16 protein-coding genes are annotated in these 15,118 nt (G+C 57.7%); 6 read left to right on the top strand and 10 right to left on the bottom strand.

Annotated features, from left to right (window positions below; translation table 11 throughout):
* Nucleotides 1-124: 124 nt before the first annotated feature.
* Nucleotides 125-1,474 (bottom strand): glycoside hydrolase family 30 protein, encoded by a 1,350-nt coding sequence (locus H4Q31_RS01985; protein ID WP_185177395.1) that lies wholly within the window; start codon nt 1,472-1,474, stop codon nt 125-127.
* Between the two features lie 147 nt (nt 1,475-1,621).
* Between H4Q31_RS01985 and H4Q31_RS01980 the strand changes: the two genes are divergently transcribed.
* The gene (locus H4Q31_RS01980; RefSeq protein ID WP_185177394.1) at nt 1,622-2,419 is read left to right on the top strand and encodes an AraC family transcriptional regulator; all 798 of its coding nucleotides are present in this window, start codon (nt 1,622-1,624) and stop codon (nt 2,417-2,419) included.
* A 47-nt stretch (nt 2,420-2,466) separates the two neighbouring features.
* Here H4Q31_RS01980 and H4Q31_RS01975 read toward each other — a convergent pair whose 3' ends face one another.
* From H4Q31_RS01975 to H4Q31_RS01955, 5 genes are all read right to left on the bottom strand, one after another.
* Nucleotides 2,467-3,216 (bottom strand): ABC transporter permease, encoded by a 750-nt coding sequence (locus H4Q31_RS01975; RefSeq protein WP_185177393.1) that lies wholly within the window; start codon nt 3,214-3,216, stop codon nt 2,467-2,469.
* The gene (locus tag H4Q31_RS01970; RefSeq protein ID WP_185177392.1) at nt 3,213-4,154 is read right to left on the bottom strand and encodes an ABC transporter ATP-binding protein; all 942 of its coding nucleotides are present in this window, start codon (nt 4,152-4,154) and stop codon (nt 3,213-3,215) included. Before H4Q31_RS01970 ends, H4Q31_RS01975 begins: the two co-directional genes overlap by 4 nt.
* A 76-nt stretch (nt 4,155-4,230) precedes the next feature.
* A complete protein-coding gene (locus H4Q31_RS01965) occupies nt 4,231-4,899 on the bottom strand; it encodes a TetR/AcrR family transcriptional regulator (protein ID WP_185177391.1) in 669 nt (222 codons plus the stop codon).
* Between the two features lie 158 nt (nt 4,900-5,057).
* Complete coding sequence (locus H4Q31_RS01960) at nt 5,058-6,245, bottom strand: iron-containing alcohol dehydrogenase family protein (RefSeq protein WP_185177390.1); 1,188 nt, start codon at nt 6,243-6,245, stop codon at nt 5,058-5,060.
* A gap of 41 nt (nt 6,246-6,286) precedes the next feature.
* Nucleotides 6,287-7,615, bottom strand: coding sequence for an aldehyde dehydrogenase family protein (locus H4Q31_RS01955; RefSeq protein ID WP_185177389.1), 1,329 nt, complete (start codon nt 7,613-7,615; stop codon nt 6,287-6,289).
* Between the two features lie 165 nt (nt 7,616-7,780).
* Here H4Q31_RS01955 and H4Q31_RS21480 point away from each other — a divergent pair, with 165 nt between their 5' ends.
* The 3 genes from H4Q31_RS21480 (at nt 7,781) to H4Q31_RS01945 (ending at nt 9,631) form a co-directional block, all read left to right on the top strand.
* Nucleotides 7,781-8,326 (top strand): TetR/AcrR family transcriptional regulator, encoded by a 546-nt coding sequence (locus H4Q31_RS21480; RefSeq protein ID WP_311771663.1) that lies wholly within the window; start codon nt 7,781-7,783, stop codon nt 8,324-8,326.
* An 83-nt stretch (nt 8,327-8,409) separates the two neighbouring features.
* Nucleotides 8,410-8,958, top strand: a complete 549-nt coding sequence (locus H4Q31_RS21475) for a TetR/AcrR family transcriptional regulator (RefSeq protein ID WP_245347270.1) — start codon at nt 8,410-8,412, stop codon at nt 8,956-8,958.
* Nucleotides 8,959-9,100: 142 nt separating this feature from the next.
* Nucleotides 9,101-9,631: a hypothetical protein gene (locus tag H4Q31_RS01945; protein WP_185177388.1), complete on the top strand. Its 531-nt coding sequence runs from the start codon at nt 9,101-9,103 to the stop codon at nt 9,629-9,631.
* Nucleotides 9,632-9,760: 129 nt separating this feature from the next.
* Here the strand turns inward: H4Q31_RS01945 and H4Q31_RS01940 are convergent, their stop codons facing one another.
* Together H4Q31_RS01940 and H4Q31_RS01935 are read right to left on the bottom strand one after the other, a co-directional pair.
* Nucleotides 9,761-10,966, bottom strand: coding sequence for an ROK family protein (locus tag H4Q31_RS01940; RefSeq protein ID WP_185177387.1), 1,206 nt, complete (start codon nt 10,964-10,966; stop codon nt 9,761-9,763).
* Nucleotides 10,959-11,618 (bottom strand): helix-turn-helix domain-containing protein, encoded by a 660-nt coding sequence (locus H4Q31_RS01935; RefSeq protein WP_185177386.1) that lies wholly within the window; start codon nt 11,616-11,618, stop codon nt 10,959-10,961. Before H4Q31_RS01935 ends, H4Q31_RS01940 begins: the two co-directional genes overlap by 8 nt.
* 160 nt (nt 11,619-11,778) lie before the next feature.
* On the opposite strand from H4Q31_RS01935, the gene H4Q31_RS01930 reads away from it, so the two are divergent.
* Nucleotides 11,779-12,396 (top strand): NAD(P)H-dependent oxidoreductase, encoded by a 618-nt coding sequence (locus H4Q31_RS01930; protein ID WP_185177385.1) that lies wholly within the window; start codon nt 11,779-11,781, stop codon nt 12,394-12,396.
* A gap of 90 nt (nt 12,397-12,486) precedes the next feature.
* Here the strand turns inward: H4Q31_RS01930 and H4Q31_RS01925 are convergent, their stop codons facing one another.
* Complete coding sequence (locus H4Q31_RS01925; protein ID WP_185177384.1) at nt 12,487-12,894, bottom strand: SRPBCC family protein; 408 nt, start codon at nt 12,892-12,894, stop codon at nt 12,487-12,489.
* A 733-nt stretch (nt 12,895-13,627) separates the two neighbouring features.
* On the opposite strand from H4Q31_RS01925, the gene H4Q31_RS01920 reads away from it, so the two are divergent.
* On the top strand, nt 13,628-14,200 hold the full coding sequence (locus tag H4Q31_RS01920; protein ID WP_185177416.1) for an S-layer homology domain-containing protein: 573 nt from the start codon (nt 13,628-13,630) through the stop codon (nt 14,198-14,200).
* A gap of 9 nt (nt 14,201-14,209) precedes the next feature.
* Here H4Q31_RS01920 and H4Q31_RS01915 read toward each other — a convergent pair whose 3' ends face one another.
* Nucleotides 14,210-15,112 (bottom strand): LysR family transcriptional regulator, encoded by a 903-nt coding sequence (locus H4Q31_RS01915; RefSeq protein WP_185177383.1) that lies wholly within the window; start codon nt 15,110-15,112, stop codon nt 14,210-14,212.
* Nucleotides 15,113-15,118 lie beyond the last annotated feature (6 nt).

The following is a 15,118-nucleotide window of genomic DNA, read 5'->3' as shown; positions in this document are numbered from 1 at the left end:
TTAATTGGTATTCATTGTATTCGGGAATGAATTGGAGATTCCTGCCGAAGTGGAATTGGGCTTGATCGGCCAGAACAAAGGCCGTCCGTACCCCGGTTTATCCAAGGTGCGAACGGCTTGAAAATCATTGCTTGAACAGCAGCGTCTGGATCGCGTGCGCCGGAATTGACGTATCGGCCAGCTGGCCGCGGATGCGAATCGCATAAGGCACTTCTGCGTCCGTTCGGTTCATGACGACAACAGTGATCGTGCCGTCCGGATTGCGGAACGCGGTCGTCTCCAGATGCTCCGTGTACTTGGAGCTGGCGATCCGCTTCGCGCCGGGCCGGATATATTTGCTAAAGTGGCCGATGTAGTAGAACGAGCTCTCGTAGATCACTTCATCCTTCTTCGTATCCGCGATGATCGGCGCGTCGCAGAAGTTGCCGACATGGTTCGGGCCGCCTTGCTCATCCAGCACAATGTTCCAGTCCGTCCAAGCGGTCGTCCAATTGTTCAAGTTGCCAATGATGTCGTGGCCGTACCGCTCGCCCGTCTTCCAGGAGCCGAGATGTACGCCGCCCTCCTGGCAGCCTTCGCTGAAGAACAGCTTCTTGTCGGGGAACCGGTCGTGGACGGCAGACAGCGCTTCGAAGTGATCGCCGGCGTACCAGTGGAAGCAGATGCCCCAGACGTACTTGGAAGCCTCGGCGTCTTCGAACGCGGCCTTCGCCCGTTCGTAGACGCGTTCCTTGTTATGGTCCCAGATCATCACTTTAACGTGTCCGAGTCCGGCCTTCTCCAGCGCTGGGCCGAGATGATCACGGACGAAGTCCTTCTCTTCTTCAGCCGTGTAGATGCAGGAGTCCCAGATCTGCACGGCCTTCGCTTCGTTCTGGACGCTAACGGCCCAGATCGGGATGCCGGCTGCTTCATACTCTTGCACGTACTTCACGAACATGTCCGCCCAGGCTTGCCGGTATTCCGGCTTGAGCGAGCCGCCGCCGTTCATCTGGCCGTTCGTCTTCATCCAAGCAGGAGGGCTCCACGGCGAGGAGAACAGGCGGAACGATTCGCCGGTCAGCGCTCCCGCTTGGCGGATCAGCGGCATGATTGCCTCGCGGTCATGGTCGATGGTGAATGTCTTCAGTTCCGCATCGCCTTCTTCGACGTATGCGTAGTTGCCGAGCGCGAAGTCGCAGCTCTGAATGTGGCTTCGGGCGATCGTGTAGCCGATCCCTCTCTCCGGGTGGAAGTAAGCCTCGAGAATCTCTTGCTGCTTCGCCGGGCTCATCTTGGCGATCGTCACGGCCGACGCTTCCGTCAACGCGCCGCCGAAGCCTTCGATCTCTTGGTATTCGAGATCTTCATAGATATTGATCAACTGCATCTCCCGCTCGTCCGTATCCGGCACGAAGCGAAGCGGCGCAAGCTCTGTCAAGCGGTCGCTCGTATCTTTGGCCGTCTGAATGACGCGAATCGTGTTATTCGGCATGATGTAGGCTTTCCTCCCTATACGATATACTCTATTATAGGGAGATAACCGCCGTTAATTGTAGCAACTATATGGTTCATAACCTCAACGATCTGGTCATTCTATGGAGTTGCCGGGGTTCTATCGCGATCGGAAGGAGACAGCCGAATGGAACAAACAGCGGAGATCGACATTCAGCTATGCGCGTTCTCGCGACATGCCCAGCCGTTCCATCATGTGTTCCGGAGCGGCCTGGACACGTATATCCTTCGCCTCCAGATGGAAGGAGAGAGCGAAGCGCTCATTGACGGCCGCATGGAGCAAGTGCTGCCAGGTGATCTCATGCTGTTCAGCCCCGGCCAAGCGTACGATCTGTGGATAGGCAACAAGGAGAGCAAGCTAGGTCCTAGCGGCGATTATTACGTCATGTGCACGGGATCGTGGCTGGACGATTGGTGGAGCCGGCGCGAACGCCCAGCCAAGACGCGAATCGCGGACGTCGTGCCGCTGGTGGCGGTGTGGGAACCGTTAATCGTGGAGAAGCGGCGGCTGGACGGCGGCAGCCAGGAGATTCTGGCATCGCTACTCAAGGCGCTGTGCAACCTGATCGACCGCGCCATTGAAGAAGCGCCAATTGTCTCCACCGCCTCCGTGCTGAGCGCCTTGAAGATGAAGGGCTATATCGAAGCTCACGCCAACGAGCCGCTGAAGCTCGAGGACATCGCCCGGCAGGCCGGCATCAGCGTGACGCGGGCCGTCCACCTTTTCAAAGCGCGGTTCGGGGTATCGATCATGAAGTATGTGCAGCAAGTACGGCTTGCGATTGCGCTTCGCCTAATGGAGAACAGCCAATTCACGCTGGAGAGGATCGCGGAGGAGGCCGGGTTCGGCAGCTATACGTACCTCCACCGCGTGTTCCGGGAACGCTACGGCGTCTCGCCGGGCGAGTATCGGAAGCGGAAGTGAGATGGGCCAATGGGTAGGCGAGGCAAGGAACGGCTACATAAGACGGCTTACGTCTGATCCGCGTACCGCCACCAAGCGATCGTGCCCGCGATGCCAACCGCACCGGTCACGTAGGGCAGGGCGAGGCTGACGGCCTCGAGATTCATCTTGTCTTCGCCCGCTGCGCCATTCAGCAGGCCGGGCACCGCCCACGGCATATACGACTCAATTCCGATCGCGCCGCCAAGATTGGCGGCGATCACCATCAACACGACGAAGCCGAGCGCGGCCATGTACCCTCTGCCCGCGCTCGCGATCCAGCCGATCGGCAGACTTAAGCAGATGACCATGATCGTCGTCTCGGCATAGCGGGGCAAGCTGTCCGCGATGACGCCGCCGCTCCAGCCGTCCAGCGATACGAGCCAGCCCGTCGCGCAGCCAACGGCGAATAGCCACGCCGCGAGGGCTGCGCACCAGAGCGCGGCCACGAACATTTTCGACAAGACGACTTGGAATCGGGGTACGGGCAGCGCCAGCAAATCCTTCACGGTCCGGTCCGAATATTCGCGTCCGAAGATCCAGCTGTAGAGGAAGCCGAACCCGATAATGCCTCCCACCGATACCGCTACGCCCAGCTGGTTCAGATAGGCTTGCATATTCGCCTCCTGCCCCTCTAGAGCCGGCTTGGAGCTGATCAGACCCGCCATGACCAGCCCGAAGAGGATCGGCAGAAGCGTCGCTGCCATGAGCGAGATCCATATGATTCTTGAGCGGCGAACCTTCAAGCTCTCCGCCCATAGCGCCGTCAGCATATTCATTGCGCCATCCCTCCATCCATACCGATCGTTCGTAGAAAATAAGCTTCTAGATCCTCCTCCTCCACCCGGAGCAGCTTTGGCGGAACGTCCGCTTCAACGAGCAGCCTGGCGATCCGTTCGGGATTCGCCACGGCGTCAGCGTGCTCGGTTGCCAGTGTTCCGCCTTCATCAGCGGCCGCCAATAGTGGCGCATAGCCTCGACTATGCAATACAGCTTGCGCAGCTTCCGTGTTCTGCGATTGAACTTGAACGAGCAGCCGCTTGCGCAGATGCCCGTGCAGCTCGCGGGCGTCCGATTCCTGCACGAGCCGGCCTTGATGCACGATGCCAATACGCGTCGCAAGCTTCGCGACTTCGCCGAGCAAGTGGCTGGAGATAAAGATCGTTACGCCTTCGCGGGCGGCCAACTCGCTCAGCAGCTGCCGGACCTCGACGATGCCGGCCGGGTCCAGCCCGTTCGTCGGTTCATCCAACACGAGAACGGCAGGCTTGTGCAGCATCGCCTTGGCTAGACCGAGCCGCTGGCCGTTGCCTAGCGACAAGTGCCTGGCTTTGCGGTTCCGGTAGGGCGTCAGCCGGAGCTTCTCCATCGCTTCTTCGATCCAGTGCGTGCCATTCAGACGCCTTAACCGGCGGACCACCTCCAAGTTCTCGTAGACGGTCAGCTCGGGATATAAGCTCGGCATCTCCACCAGACAGCCAACCTTCGACCACAAGTCGCGGCGGGCGGCGTTCACCTTCTCCCCGAACAAATATGAAGCTCCTGCACTAGGCTTGATCATGCCGAGCAGCATGCGGATGGTCGTCGTTTTGCCGGCTCCGTTCAGACCTAGAAATCCGTAAATTTCCCCTGGGCCGACGCTGAGCGAGACTTCGTCCACGGCTGTGCTTCGGCCGAATCGCTTCGTTAACCCCGCGGTTCTAATCATGGCGTCCATCGTCAACTCTCCTCTATGGATCTTCGATTTGAATCTAACTAGTTATTTAGAAATGAAGCAAAGGAATGCCGCCCCTTCATAGCAAGGACGGCTCCATAATGCCACGCACCAGAAATTGCGCGATCTGCTCTTCCAGACGCGTCTGCAGCTCCGGCGAATCCAGCTTGCCCAGCCATCCTTCGTACCGGGTCACCGCCTGCAGGCTAGACGAGGTGACGTGCATGACGAAGATCGGGAACAGTGCGGGATCGAAGTCCTGCCGGATCAGGCCGCTTCGCTTCGCCGCTTGGGCGATCTCGTGCAATTGCGACACGTCGTCCGGCTTGTACGCGAGCTGGTTCCACGTCTTCCACTCTTCCGCCGCTTCCCAATACAGGATCTTCCGGTAACGGGGATGCTCAAGCAGGAACCGGGTCATCACCCGCGCGCTTGTCTCCAGGAACGTTCGGAACTTCGCAGCATCCGACGTGAGGGATTCATCGGCGACCATTTCCCCAATGACCTGTCCGGTCACGCGGTCTCCCAACTGGTCGGCCCGCTTGATCACTTCGGTATAAAGCGCCAGCTTATCTCCGAAATATTGATAGATCAAGCTCTTGTTGTACCCTGACGCCTTCGCGATCGCGTCGATTCGAGCCGCCGAATAGCCGAACTCGGCGAACGCCTCCTCCGCAGCGTCGAGGATCGCTTCCTTCGTGCGGGCGGCGTCGTATGTTCGGGATCGCTTCTGTTGTTGATCCGGCATGGGCAATCCCACTCCTCATTTATAACTAACTGGTTAGAATATTAACGGAAGCCGAATCAAGTGTCAAGCGGGCAGTTGTCGGATCATTAGCCGGCTTGCTGGATACCTGCAATGCAAAAAGCAGCCTCGTGGGCTGCTTTTCCTGTAATGAAATAAAATTAGACTGACGGGAGAGCACGTTTGTAGATGCGGGCGATGTCCTCCTTCACCGCTTTGCGCGGGTTGAAGTGCACCGTACCATGATCGTTCATGGCGTCTTCGGACAGTTCTTCAACCTGCACGGCAGTGAACTCGATTCCGGTGTAAGCGAACGTCTCCGGGATGTCGATCAGACGGAGGAACTGTTGCACAAGCGAGATCAAAGCAGCTGCGGCATCTTTGTCCGTCTCCTGGTACAGCGCCGGGTCGAGCAAGCGGGCGATGTCCGCATATTTGCGCGGGTTCGCCGGCAGATTGTGCTCGATAATGTATGGCAGCAGAATGGCGTTCGCCAATCCGTGCGGCACGTGATAACGCGCGGACATCGGGTGGGACAGCGAATGAACCATGCCGAGTCCAGACAGGTTGAACGCCATGCCCGCAAGCGTGCTGGCCAGGTGAACCTGCGCGCGCGCTTCGAGGTTTGCGGCGTGCGCATACGTCTGCGGCAGGTTGTTCCAGATCATGCGGATCGCTTGCAGCGCCAAGCCGTCCGTGAACGGGTTCGCCGGAAGCGAGACGTAAGCTTCAATTGCGTGAACGAGCGCGTCCGCTCCGGTCGCGGCCACGTGGGCGCGCGGAAGGCCGAGTGTCAGCGTCGGGTCGACGAAGACGACTTTAGGCACGAGGTAAGAAGATGCCAGCACGAGCTTGCGGCCCGCATCCGTGTCGGTAATGACGCTGACTCGCGTCACTTCTGAGCCGGTCCCGATCGTCGTCGGAATGGCGAATAGCAGCGGAACGATGTCTTGAACCGGCTTGCGGCCGATACTGTAGTCCAAGACGAAGCCTTCGTGGGTAGCTCCGACGGCGAGAGCTTTCGCATAGTCGATCGCGCTGCCTCCGCCGATCGTGACGATCAAGTCGGCTTCTTCGCGCTTGTATGTCTCGACGCCCGCCATGACGGAATTCGCGGGCGGGTTCGGCAGCACGTCGGAGAAAACATAGTACGACAGGCCGGCTTCCTCCAGAGGAGCCGTTACTTTAGCGATGACGCCGGCGTCGACGAGGCCTTTGTCCGTGACGATGAACGCTTTCTTTTTGCGGGCTGCTTTGATGCTGTTAGCCAGTTCTTCGCGGACGATATCGATGCCGAATTTCAAGTCGGTTTGAATGTTCAATTGGAACGTTTGATTTTGCAACGCCATGATTGATTCACACTCCATGTATCATTTTTGCGTAAAGCTGCTTAGGCGAATAGGACGCCTTTCTCATGGGAGAAAGCTTTGAAACCGTAAATGCCGTGATAGGAACCGATTCCGCTCGCATTGACGCCGCCGAACGGCAAGTTCAAATCGCTGAAGTGTACGACGACGTCATTGATCGCAGCGTTGCCGGAAGTCGTATGATTCAGCACTTGGGAGATAGCATCTTCCCTCGTGCTGAACAAGTACAACGCCAGCGGCTTGTCCCGTTCGTTCACGTATTCGATGACTTCCTCGAGGCTGTCGTATGTCATCATCGGCAGTACCGGACCGAAAATCTCTTCCTGCATAATCGCCATATCCGGCGTAACGTTCTTCAGCACGGTCGGATGAATCGTTCGGTCCGCTTGATCGAACTGCCCGCCGAAGACGATCTCGGCGCCGCAAGCGATGGCGTCGTCTACCAGATGCTTGATGCGGTTAAAGTTGCGTTCGTTGACGATCTGGGCAAACTTCTCCTTGCTCAGCTGTCCGTCCTCGCCGAAGAATCCTGCCTTTGCGACGGCCTCCAGCGCCTTAGCGAATGCATCCTGCTGACTTTCTTTGACAAAGATATAATCAGGAGCGATACACGTCTGTCCCGCATTGACGAATTTGCCGACGGCAATCTTCTTTGCGGCTTCCAGCAAATCGTACCCCTCATCGATAATGGTCGGGCTCTTGCCGCCGAGCTCAAGCGTTACCGACGCTAGATGCTTCGCGGCTGCGGTCATGACGATTTTGCCGACCCTTGTGCTTCCTGTAAAAAAGATATGGTCGAAAGGTTGATCCAGCAGTTCCGTTGCCACATCGACGTCTCCCTCGAAGATCGCGACCTCCTTCTCGTCGAAGGCTTCGCGGATGACCTTCGCTGCGGCGCGGCTGGTCTGCTCGGTCAGATCCGACAGCTTCACGATCGCACAGTTGCCTGCGGCGATTGCGGAAGCAAGCGGAACCATCGTCAGCATGAAAGGATAGTTCCAAGGGCCAAGCACCAGGCAGACGCCCTTCGGTTCATACATCAAGCGGCCGCTGGCGTCCGGCCTAAGAGTCGAAGTCACTTCGATCTGCGCCATCCATTGCTCGAGGTTAGCGATATTATGTTCGATCGATTTGACCGTTCCCCAATATTCCGCGATCTCGACTTCACGGTACGGCTTGCGTACATCTTGGCGGACCGCCTCGATAATTTCTTCCTTGTTCGCTTTGACGGCTTCCAGCAGCCGGGCCAGCATCGCTTTGCGCTGCTCCGCCGTCTTTTGACGCATCGCGCCGCGATGGGACCGTTGCAGCTCGAACACACGTTTGATTTCTTGCTTCTCAGCACTGTCCATTTGTTGCGATCCTCCTTGTGCCATTGCTTAACTAGCTTTCATCGGTTATTGTAGGTTTGTTCGAAAGACGAACAAAGACAATCCGATCCGATGTGTACGGTTTCTTAACCATTACATCGATAAACTTGCATGATACACGTAAAAGTTGGTAAGGAGGCGAACCTTGTGCCGCAGCTATCCCATCAAGAGGAAACGACGGCCAGGTTGAAGGAAGCGTTGCTTGCCCTATTGTCCGACAAGGACATTCGCCGGGTAACGGCCAAAGAAATCGCGGATTCGGCGCAAGTGAGCCGTGCAACATTCTACACGCTGTTCGAGGACAAATATGCTTTGTTCGGGGAGATCGTCGAGGAGATGCGCGAAGGGCTGAGCGAAGCGATCCGGCAATCGCTCCGCAACAAAGTGTCGCTCGATCTGCAGCATGTGGAATTAAAGGTTCATCCCACATTGCGATATGTAGCGGAGCATCGAGCCTTTTTCCGCACGATGATCAACAGGAGCATGAAGCCTTACGTGAATTTCCACCGCTTCTTCCTGGAGGTGTTCCGGGAAGACGTCGCTCTGGAGCCGCAAGAGCCTAATCTATCACGGATGGCTCGCGACTTGTACGCGCATTATATGACGCTGTACCTGTATTCGATTCTACTGTTCTGGGTGAAGGAAGGTCTGCAGTCAACGCCAGAGGAGATGAGCCGGCGCTTCTGGCGCTGATTCCGGACAAACGCTATTTCTGGCTGTTCGGCCATAACGGCGAAGCCGAACTATCCTCGGAGAAGGCACACATCGACCGCCGTGTGGCGAGAACGCGCGCTTCGCTGCGCCATTCGCTTATCGAGTCGATACTGGCGCATAAAGACTATGACGTGGTCACGATAGCGGACATTACCCGACGAAGCGGCATCCGCCGGGCCACGTTCTATTCGCACTATGCCGATAAGGATGAACTGCTGCGGGATATGATTCGCGAAGCTTGCGGCATCCTCATCGGCTACTTGACCGTAGCGGGGACAGGCCCTATCACAATGGATCAAGCGGCCGACGCACTGACTCGCCTGCTCGACGACTTGTCGGAGCATGAGGCCATCGCACATTTTCTAAACGCAGATTACAGCATTCCCGATCCGATACCGGACATGATCGAACAGCTGAGCTCGTTCTACTTGTCACAGCCGCTTCCCGGGATCGCAGACCGCGAGTTGTGCGCGTATTACGTGTCGGGACTCGTGATCGGCCTGCTGCTATACCGGCTTCAAGATGGTACCATGCATTCGGCTGCCTACTTGGCCCGCGAATTCATCCGGTTCCTAGATATTAAGAAATATAAAGTTATTGTGATTGAATAGTTGCGCTGAACTCTGACGCTGCCGGCTCCGCCGGAAGTCCCCGACCTTAGTCGAGTTTCCAACTACCCCGCAGCAGGGGGTAAACCTCTCACTATTAGAGTATGCTTTAGAATATAAAGAATAGTTACGGAGAGGTGAAAATATGCGAGTTCATCGGAACGCCCTGACAGGCTTCCTGCTGCTTCTGCTGGCGGTCGTGATCGCCGTCCATGCGGATTTCTCTTGGTCGGTCGGCTCGATCTTCGCGCACTTCTGGCCGACGCTGTTCGTCATTCCGGTCGGCGTGTTCTTCCACTGGCTGTACTTCTTCCTGAACCAGAGAGGCGTCGGGCTGCTCGTGCCCGGAGGCGTCGTCATGACCGTCGGCATCGTCTGCCAGATCGCTTCGCTGTCGGGCAGCTGGTCGGTCATGTGGCCGGGCTTCATCCTTGCGCCTGCGGTCGGGTTGCTCGAGCTGTATCTGTTCGGCAGCCGCAACCGATGGCTGCTCATCCCGATCGGCATTCTGACGACGCTGTCGGTGCTGTTCTTCGCGGTGTTCGGCCTCAGCGCCTTGCTGGAGCGCTTCTCCGGCATGAGACACTTGCTCGCGCTGGCCGTCGCGGCTGCCGGTATCGGCTTCCTCTTCCTGCGGAAGAAGAAGGACTACGCCGCATCGCAGCCTTGGGAATAGGCTCGGTGCAGCAACACACAGCCCGGCCCGGCGTCCTTGGACGCTTGGCCGGGCTTGTTGCTGCGCGCGCTGCGTGCAGGCGGTGCGCGGGCGGGATCTGTGCCCGACTTTTGCGGGTTACAGCGCGCCTTAGCGCAGTTCCAGCTGCTTCCACATCATTAGCGCGGCACCGGTGGCGACCGCGTCTTCCTTCAGCTCGCCTTCGGAGAAGACGGGCTGGTACTGCGGATGATAGTAAGTATTCTTGCGCGCGATATCGATGGCTGTCCGGAGGAACATCTCGTGCGATTGAATGAGCGTGCCGCCGACGATGACAATCTCCGGATGCAGCATGTTGATCATATTGGCCAGCCCGATGCCAAAGAACGACGCCCCCTGCTGGAACAGCTCCATCGCGTAAGGATGCTCCTGCCGGAGCGCTTCAAGCAGCAGGTCGTAGCGAATCTGCTCCGGCTGGACGCCGAACAGCTCCGTCAGAGGGCTCGCGCCCATGATTGCGTGGGTTTGCGCTCGCTTCTCCAACGCCTGCACGGACACGTAGGCTTCCAACGCGCCGAAGTTGCTCCCATCGTACAGCTGCGGTCCGTCCGACTGAACGATCATCTGCCCGATGGCCCCCTCCATATCGACGGAGCCATAGATGATCTGGCCGTAGGACATCATAGCAGATCGCAAGCCGACGCCGGTATGCACGTACAGCATGTGCTGCGGATTGGCGCTGCGCATCGACCAATGTTCGCCTATCAGCGCTGTGTTCGCGCCATTGTCCAACTGGGCAGCGAAGCCTGTTCGCTCCTCGATCAGCCGGCAGATCGGGACGTTCGCCCAGCCTGGGGCCGGGAAGTGCAGCGGCTGCAGAATGATTCCGCTCTCTCGGTCTAGCGGACCGACGGAGCCGATGCCGAAGCCAAGCACTTGCTCTTGCTTGATCCCCTGCTCCCGAAGCGCGGCCTGCACAGCGCCGGCGACCCGATCCGCGAGCGCCTGCGGCGTCATCTTCTCGTCCATCCGCCAGCGGACGAACGACAGCGGGTTCATTCGCATATCGAACAAGCCGAGCGCCGAATGGAACCGAGAGATCTCTAATCCGCAAAAATAGCCGAACGCCGGATTCGTCTCATACAGAATCGGCCGCCGGCCTCCGCTCGAAGGTCCGAAGCCCGAAGCTAGAATCAGCCCCTCCGCCGTCATCTCCTCGAGCAGCCTTGTCATCGAAGTGCCCGACAGCGAGAAGCGGCCGAGCAGCTCCGCCTTGGACACGGTCCCTCGCTCAGCGATATCGAAATAGACCATACGCTTCGGCGATGGCAGCCGATGGCTCCGTTGGTCAATCATCGCGATCCTCCTCGAACGAAGTGAAGAACATTACCTTCAGAATTGCCTTCACTTGCCGCAGTTGCGCAGCGTCTATCGACTTCAGCATGTCTTGAATCTCCTGCAGGTCTCCTCTATCCGATACAGCCGATGTTGCCTTCGACACCGGTTCTTCCGTCTGAAGCCAGGAAGCTTGCAGCGTATCTTGGTAACAATCAGCCAAGAACCGAAGCTCCTCGTTGCTATACCGTTCCAGGAACTTCCGCGCTCCGATGTAGATCTGCCGGTGGAGCGCTTCATGCAGCCGATAGATCTCGTCCCCAACCTCGGTCAGACTGAAATAAATCTCTTTCTTGTTGCCGGGATGAAGCTGCGTCTGAAGAACCTGCATATCCACCAGCCTGCGGGTTTGCTTGGACACGCTGCCCTTCGGAATGCCGAATCGCTTCGAGATGGTGATGCCGTTGACCGGCTGAAGCTTCCCGACGGCGTCCACGATATCGAGCATCATAACGCTCATGTCGCGGAGAACCTTGCCGGCTGCCTGCGTCTCGCAATGATCGATCAGCCATCTATGCTCTTCGTCGTCCACGGCCTGGAACTTGCGCTGCATCTCCGCCGACAGCTCCAGCATCCGCTGAATCAGTACATCCCGTTCGGAACGATCGCTCATCTTATCCCCTAACCCCTTCTACATACATCTAACGCCAGTATAGCACAAATCTATTTTAAGTTTCAAAAGAAACATTATTGACAACCAGGAAACCATAGTGCTATTTTGGTTTCAAAGCAAACATTATAATCTCATGCGAAACCAACGAAGGAGTGATCCCATGAAAGTCGCCATCATCTTCGACCATCCTTACGGAGCGGAGGCTTCGGAGAACGTCCCGCACCGCCGCAGCTATTCGGCTGCTCTGCTCGCCGCCGTACTGCGCGGACTTCGGCAAGCCGGCCACGAAGCGGATCTCATCGATCCCCGAGCGGACGGCTTTAATCCCGTGCTGTCGGCGGAAGAGCTTGCCGCATGGCGGCAGAAGAAGACGCTGGATCCGCTTGTCGCAGACTACCAGCGCCGGCTGTTCGAAGCGGATCACCTCGTCTTCCTCTTCCCGATCTGGTGGGAGGCGATGCCCGCCCTGATGAAGGGCTTTATCGACAAAGTGTTCGTGAAAGGAATCATCTACGAGGAAGTGAAGCCCGGACGGCCGTTCGTATCGAAGCTGACCAGGCTCGAAGGCGTGTCCCTATTGACTGTCATGGCCACTCCGACCTTCTTCTACAAGCTGATCTTCAGCAGCCCGGTGACGAAAATATTGTTCCGGGGCACGTTCCGCAAGATGGGCATTCACAAACTGCGCTGGTACAACTACTCAGGAATGGAAAGCCGCAGCCTGGAGACCCGTACCGCCTTGCTGAAGAAGACGGAGCAACGGTTCGCTCGTCTCTAATTCCACGGGGCTATATTGCTGTCAGGAGCGCTAAGGCAGCATAGAGAAAAGCCGTCCGCAGTTAGGCGGACGGCTGGAAGAAAGCGGAGATTACCGCTGCTGTTCCAATACTCTTTTTAAAGAATGCAGATCTTGCAAGACGTTGGCAGCCTCCAGCTCGAACTGCTCCATCGGCATCTCGTCGGGCTTGAAGAACGTGAAGATCACTTCGCTGCCCATGCCGTTCGGGATGACCCGCATCGGATTGAGCACCCGAATCCCCGGAGCGACGGTCACGTAATGGTCCAATATCCCGTATGCATTGCGCTCTGCGAACTCGACCTTCATCGGCCCTTCCGGGGTGTCGACGATCCACTCGTCCCCTTCCTTGCGGACGGCCAAGGCGAATGACGCCGCCCATTCGGGCAGACGCTCCGGATTGACCGCATACTCGTACACCTCGTCGGGCTGCCGCTCGATCACCACTCTCAGCATCTTGGATTCATGCAATCGGACCATTCGTTACCCCTCCTTCGGCTATTGAACCGCTAATCTCCATTCTATCACGCTTGTGTCTGGACCGCCTTCACCAACGCGGCGTCTCCTTAATAAATTGAACCATCGCCGCCCAAGGAGGAACGCCATGCTCTATTCGACGTACTCGCCATATTCGACGTATTTGCCCTATTTACCATATTCGCTGTATTCGCCTTACTCGCTGTATCCGCCGTATTCGCATATCTCGCAGCATCCGCTTTATCCGCTATCCTCGCCGTATTCGTCTTCGCTGCCTTCGATGTCCTCGCCATTCTCGACTTATTCGTCGCATCTAGCTTATTCAACGTATCCGCCGGTTCCGTCATACGCGGCATTGCCACTGAATTGGGCGCAGCCCGGTCCGTCGATTCCGCCGACGCCCCCGGTTGCTCCTGCGCCTCCGGTTGCTCCCCCTCCGCCGCCTCCGCCGCCTCCACCGCCTCCGCCGCCCGGCCGCCGTCCAAAACTTGATTGATACATCTTGGCATATAGATTAATATAAGTATACTATTCGTATCACACCAACCCTAACACGTGCCGAGGGGGGGGACAGCCGATGATCCGGCAAACGGGAATAACCGCACTTCGTTTTGTGGTGGCTGGGATCGTTCTGTTCGGAGCTATGGATGCGCGACCAGCTCCAGCAGCTCCCTCATCTGCGTCATCAGTTGCTCCAGCCGATGCCGAACCAGCTGGCATATCGCATGAAGCGTATATGGCCGGTTACTCCGATGGCACGTTCAAGCCCGACCGTCCGCTGTCCCGCGCGGAGCTTGCCAGCGCACTGGCACGGGCAGTGCAGCGGGAAGAGATCGGCTCCGCACCGGCGTTCACGGATGTCGAGGCCGGCCACTGGGCGAGTTCGGCCATCGCTAAAGCCTATCGAATGCGGCTAATGGCAGGCGAACCGGGCGGGGCCTTCGAGCCGAATCGGGCGGTGACGTTCCGCGAGCTGACCATCGTCTTCGGCCGCCTGCTTGGCAGTGAGACCGAAGCGTTATCGATCATGAACGGGCGCTCGGCTTCAATCCATGACGAACAGGTCCCGCAAGACGCGCATGGTGTGCATGATGAGCATATCGCCGTATCCCGGGCCGAATTCGTGGTCTGGATGAATGCGATGCTAAGGCGCAGACCACTCACCGACGCTCCGCAGCAATGGATCGACGTGTCTGCGGACCGCGAGGAATACGAGGACATCCAAGAAGCGTCTATCAGCCATCTCTTCGAACCGACGCCGGACGGGAGCGAGACGTGGGGCGAATCGGCTAGGCGAAAAGACGATTAGACGTCGATCTCACGGCGCGATCGCCCGCTTCAGCTCTTCCACATAAGCTTGGGCCAGCTGCGACAACGCCGCTTCCTTGTGGCTGATCCAGCCGACATGGATCGATTCCTCGCATTCGAGCGGCACCGGGATAATCTCGTTGCCGTTCAGATCCGAACTGAGCACGCCGGTGGAGATCGTATAGCCGTTCAATCCAATCAGAAGGTTGAACAACGTCGCGCGGTCGTTGACCCGAATGCTCTTGGGATGCGATAACGTACTTAGAATCTCCTCGGCGAAGTGGAACGAGTTGTACTCCCCCTGCTCGAAGGAGAGGTAAGGGTAATCCTGCAGTTGATCGATCGTCACGACCGACTGCTTCGCGAGCGGATTGTAGATGCTGATGAACACATGAGGCTCGGCTGTGAAAAGGTGGTTGAACTTCAGATTCGCGTCGCGCAGCATCCGGTTCATGACCTTGCTGTTGAACTCGTTCAAGTAGAGAATCCCGATCTCGCTTCGCTGACTCTTCACGTCTTGGATAATCTCGTGCGTCTTCGTCTCCCGAAGGGCCAGCTCGTACTCGTCATGCCCATGCTCGCGTACCAGATTGACGAACGCGTTCACCGCGAACGCATAGTGCTGGGTCGAGACGGAGAAATGCTGCGGCGCCGGCTTCGCGTTCAGATAACGGCCCTCTAGAAGCTCCGCCTGCTCGATGACCTGCCTGGCATAGCCGAGGAATTCGGCACCCTCCGAAGACATTGTAATCCCTTTGTTCGTCCGTTCGAAGATGATGATCCCGATCTCTTCCTCCAGATCCCGGATCGCGTTCGAGAGGCTCGGCTGCGAGATGAACAGCCGCTTCGCCGCTTCGTTCATGGAGCCCCGCTTCGCTACCTCGATGACATACTTCAATTGCTGGAGCGTCAAGAACTT

This window comes from Cohnella lubricantis, from assembly GCF_014212015.1.
In the GTDB taxonomy this organism is placed as follows: domain Bacteria; phylum Bacillota; class Bacilli; order Paenibacillales; family Paenibacillaceae; genus Cohnella; species Cohnella lubricantis.
Note: the sequence above shows the minus strand (reverse complement) of the source record. Positions and strands in the feature narration are given on the sequence as shown.

Bases quoted from the DNA above. Each gene is read 5' to 3' on its own strand.
- H4Q31_RS01985 (WP_185177395.1), bottom strand. From the start codon at position 1,474: ATGCCGAATAACACGATTCGCGTCATTCAGACGGCCAAAGATACGAGC.
- H4Q31_RS01980 (WP_185177394.1), top strand. From the start codon at position 1,622: ATGGAACAAACAGCGGAGATCGACATTCAGCTATGCGCGTTCTCGCGA.
- H4Q31_RS01975 (WP_185177393.1), bottom strand. From the start codon at position 3,216: ATGAATATGCTGACGGCGCTATGGGCGGAGAGCTTGAAGGTTCGCCGC.
- H4Q31_RS01970 (WP_185177392.1), bottom strand. From the start codon at position 4,154: ATGGACGCCATGATTAGAACCGCGGGGTTAACGAAGCGATTCGGCCGA.
- H4Q31_RS01965 (WP_185177391.1), bottom strand. From the start codon at position 4,899: ATGCCGGATCAACAACAGAAGCGATCCCGAACATACGACGCCGCCCGC.
- H4Q31_RS01960 (WP_185177390.1), bottom strand. From the start codon at position 6,245: ATGGCGTTGCAAAATCAAACGTTCCAATTGAACATTCAAACCGACTTG.
- H4Q31_RS01955 (WP_185177389.1), bottom strand. From the start codon at position 7,615: ATGGACAGTGCTGAGAAGCAAGAAATCAAACGTGTGTTCGAGCTGCAA.
- H4Q31_RS01945 (WP_185177388.1), top strand. From the start codon at position 9,101: ATGCGAGTTCATCGGAACGCCCTGACAGGCTTCCTGCTGCTTCTGCTG.
- H4Q31_RS01940 (WP_185177387.1), bottom strand. From the start codon at position 10,966: ATGATTGACCAACGGAGCCATCGGCTGCCATCGCCGAAGCGTATGGTC.
- H4Q31_RS01935 (WP_185177386.1), bottom strand. From the start codon at position 11,618: ATGAGCGATCGTTCCGAACGGGATGTACTGATTCAGCGGATGCTGGAG.
- H4Q31_RS01930 (WP_185177385.1), top strand. From the start codon at position 11,779: ATGAAAGTCGCCATCATCTTCGACCATCCTTACGGAGCGGAGGCTTCG.
- H4Q31_RS01925 (WP_185177384.1), bottom strand. From the start codon at position 12,894: ATGGTCCGATTGCATGAATCCAAGATGCTGAGAGTGGTGATCGAGCGG.
- H4Q31_RS01920 (WP_185177416.1), top strand. From the start codon at position 13,628: ATGGCCGGTTACTCCGATGGCACGTTCAAGCCCGACCGTCCGCTGTCC.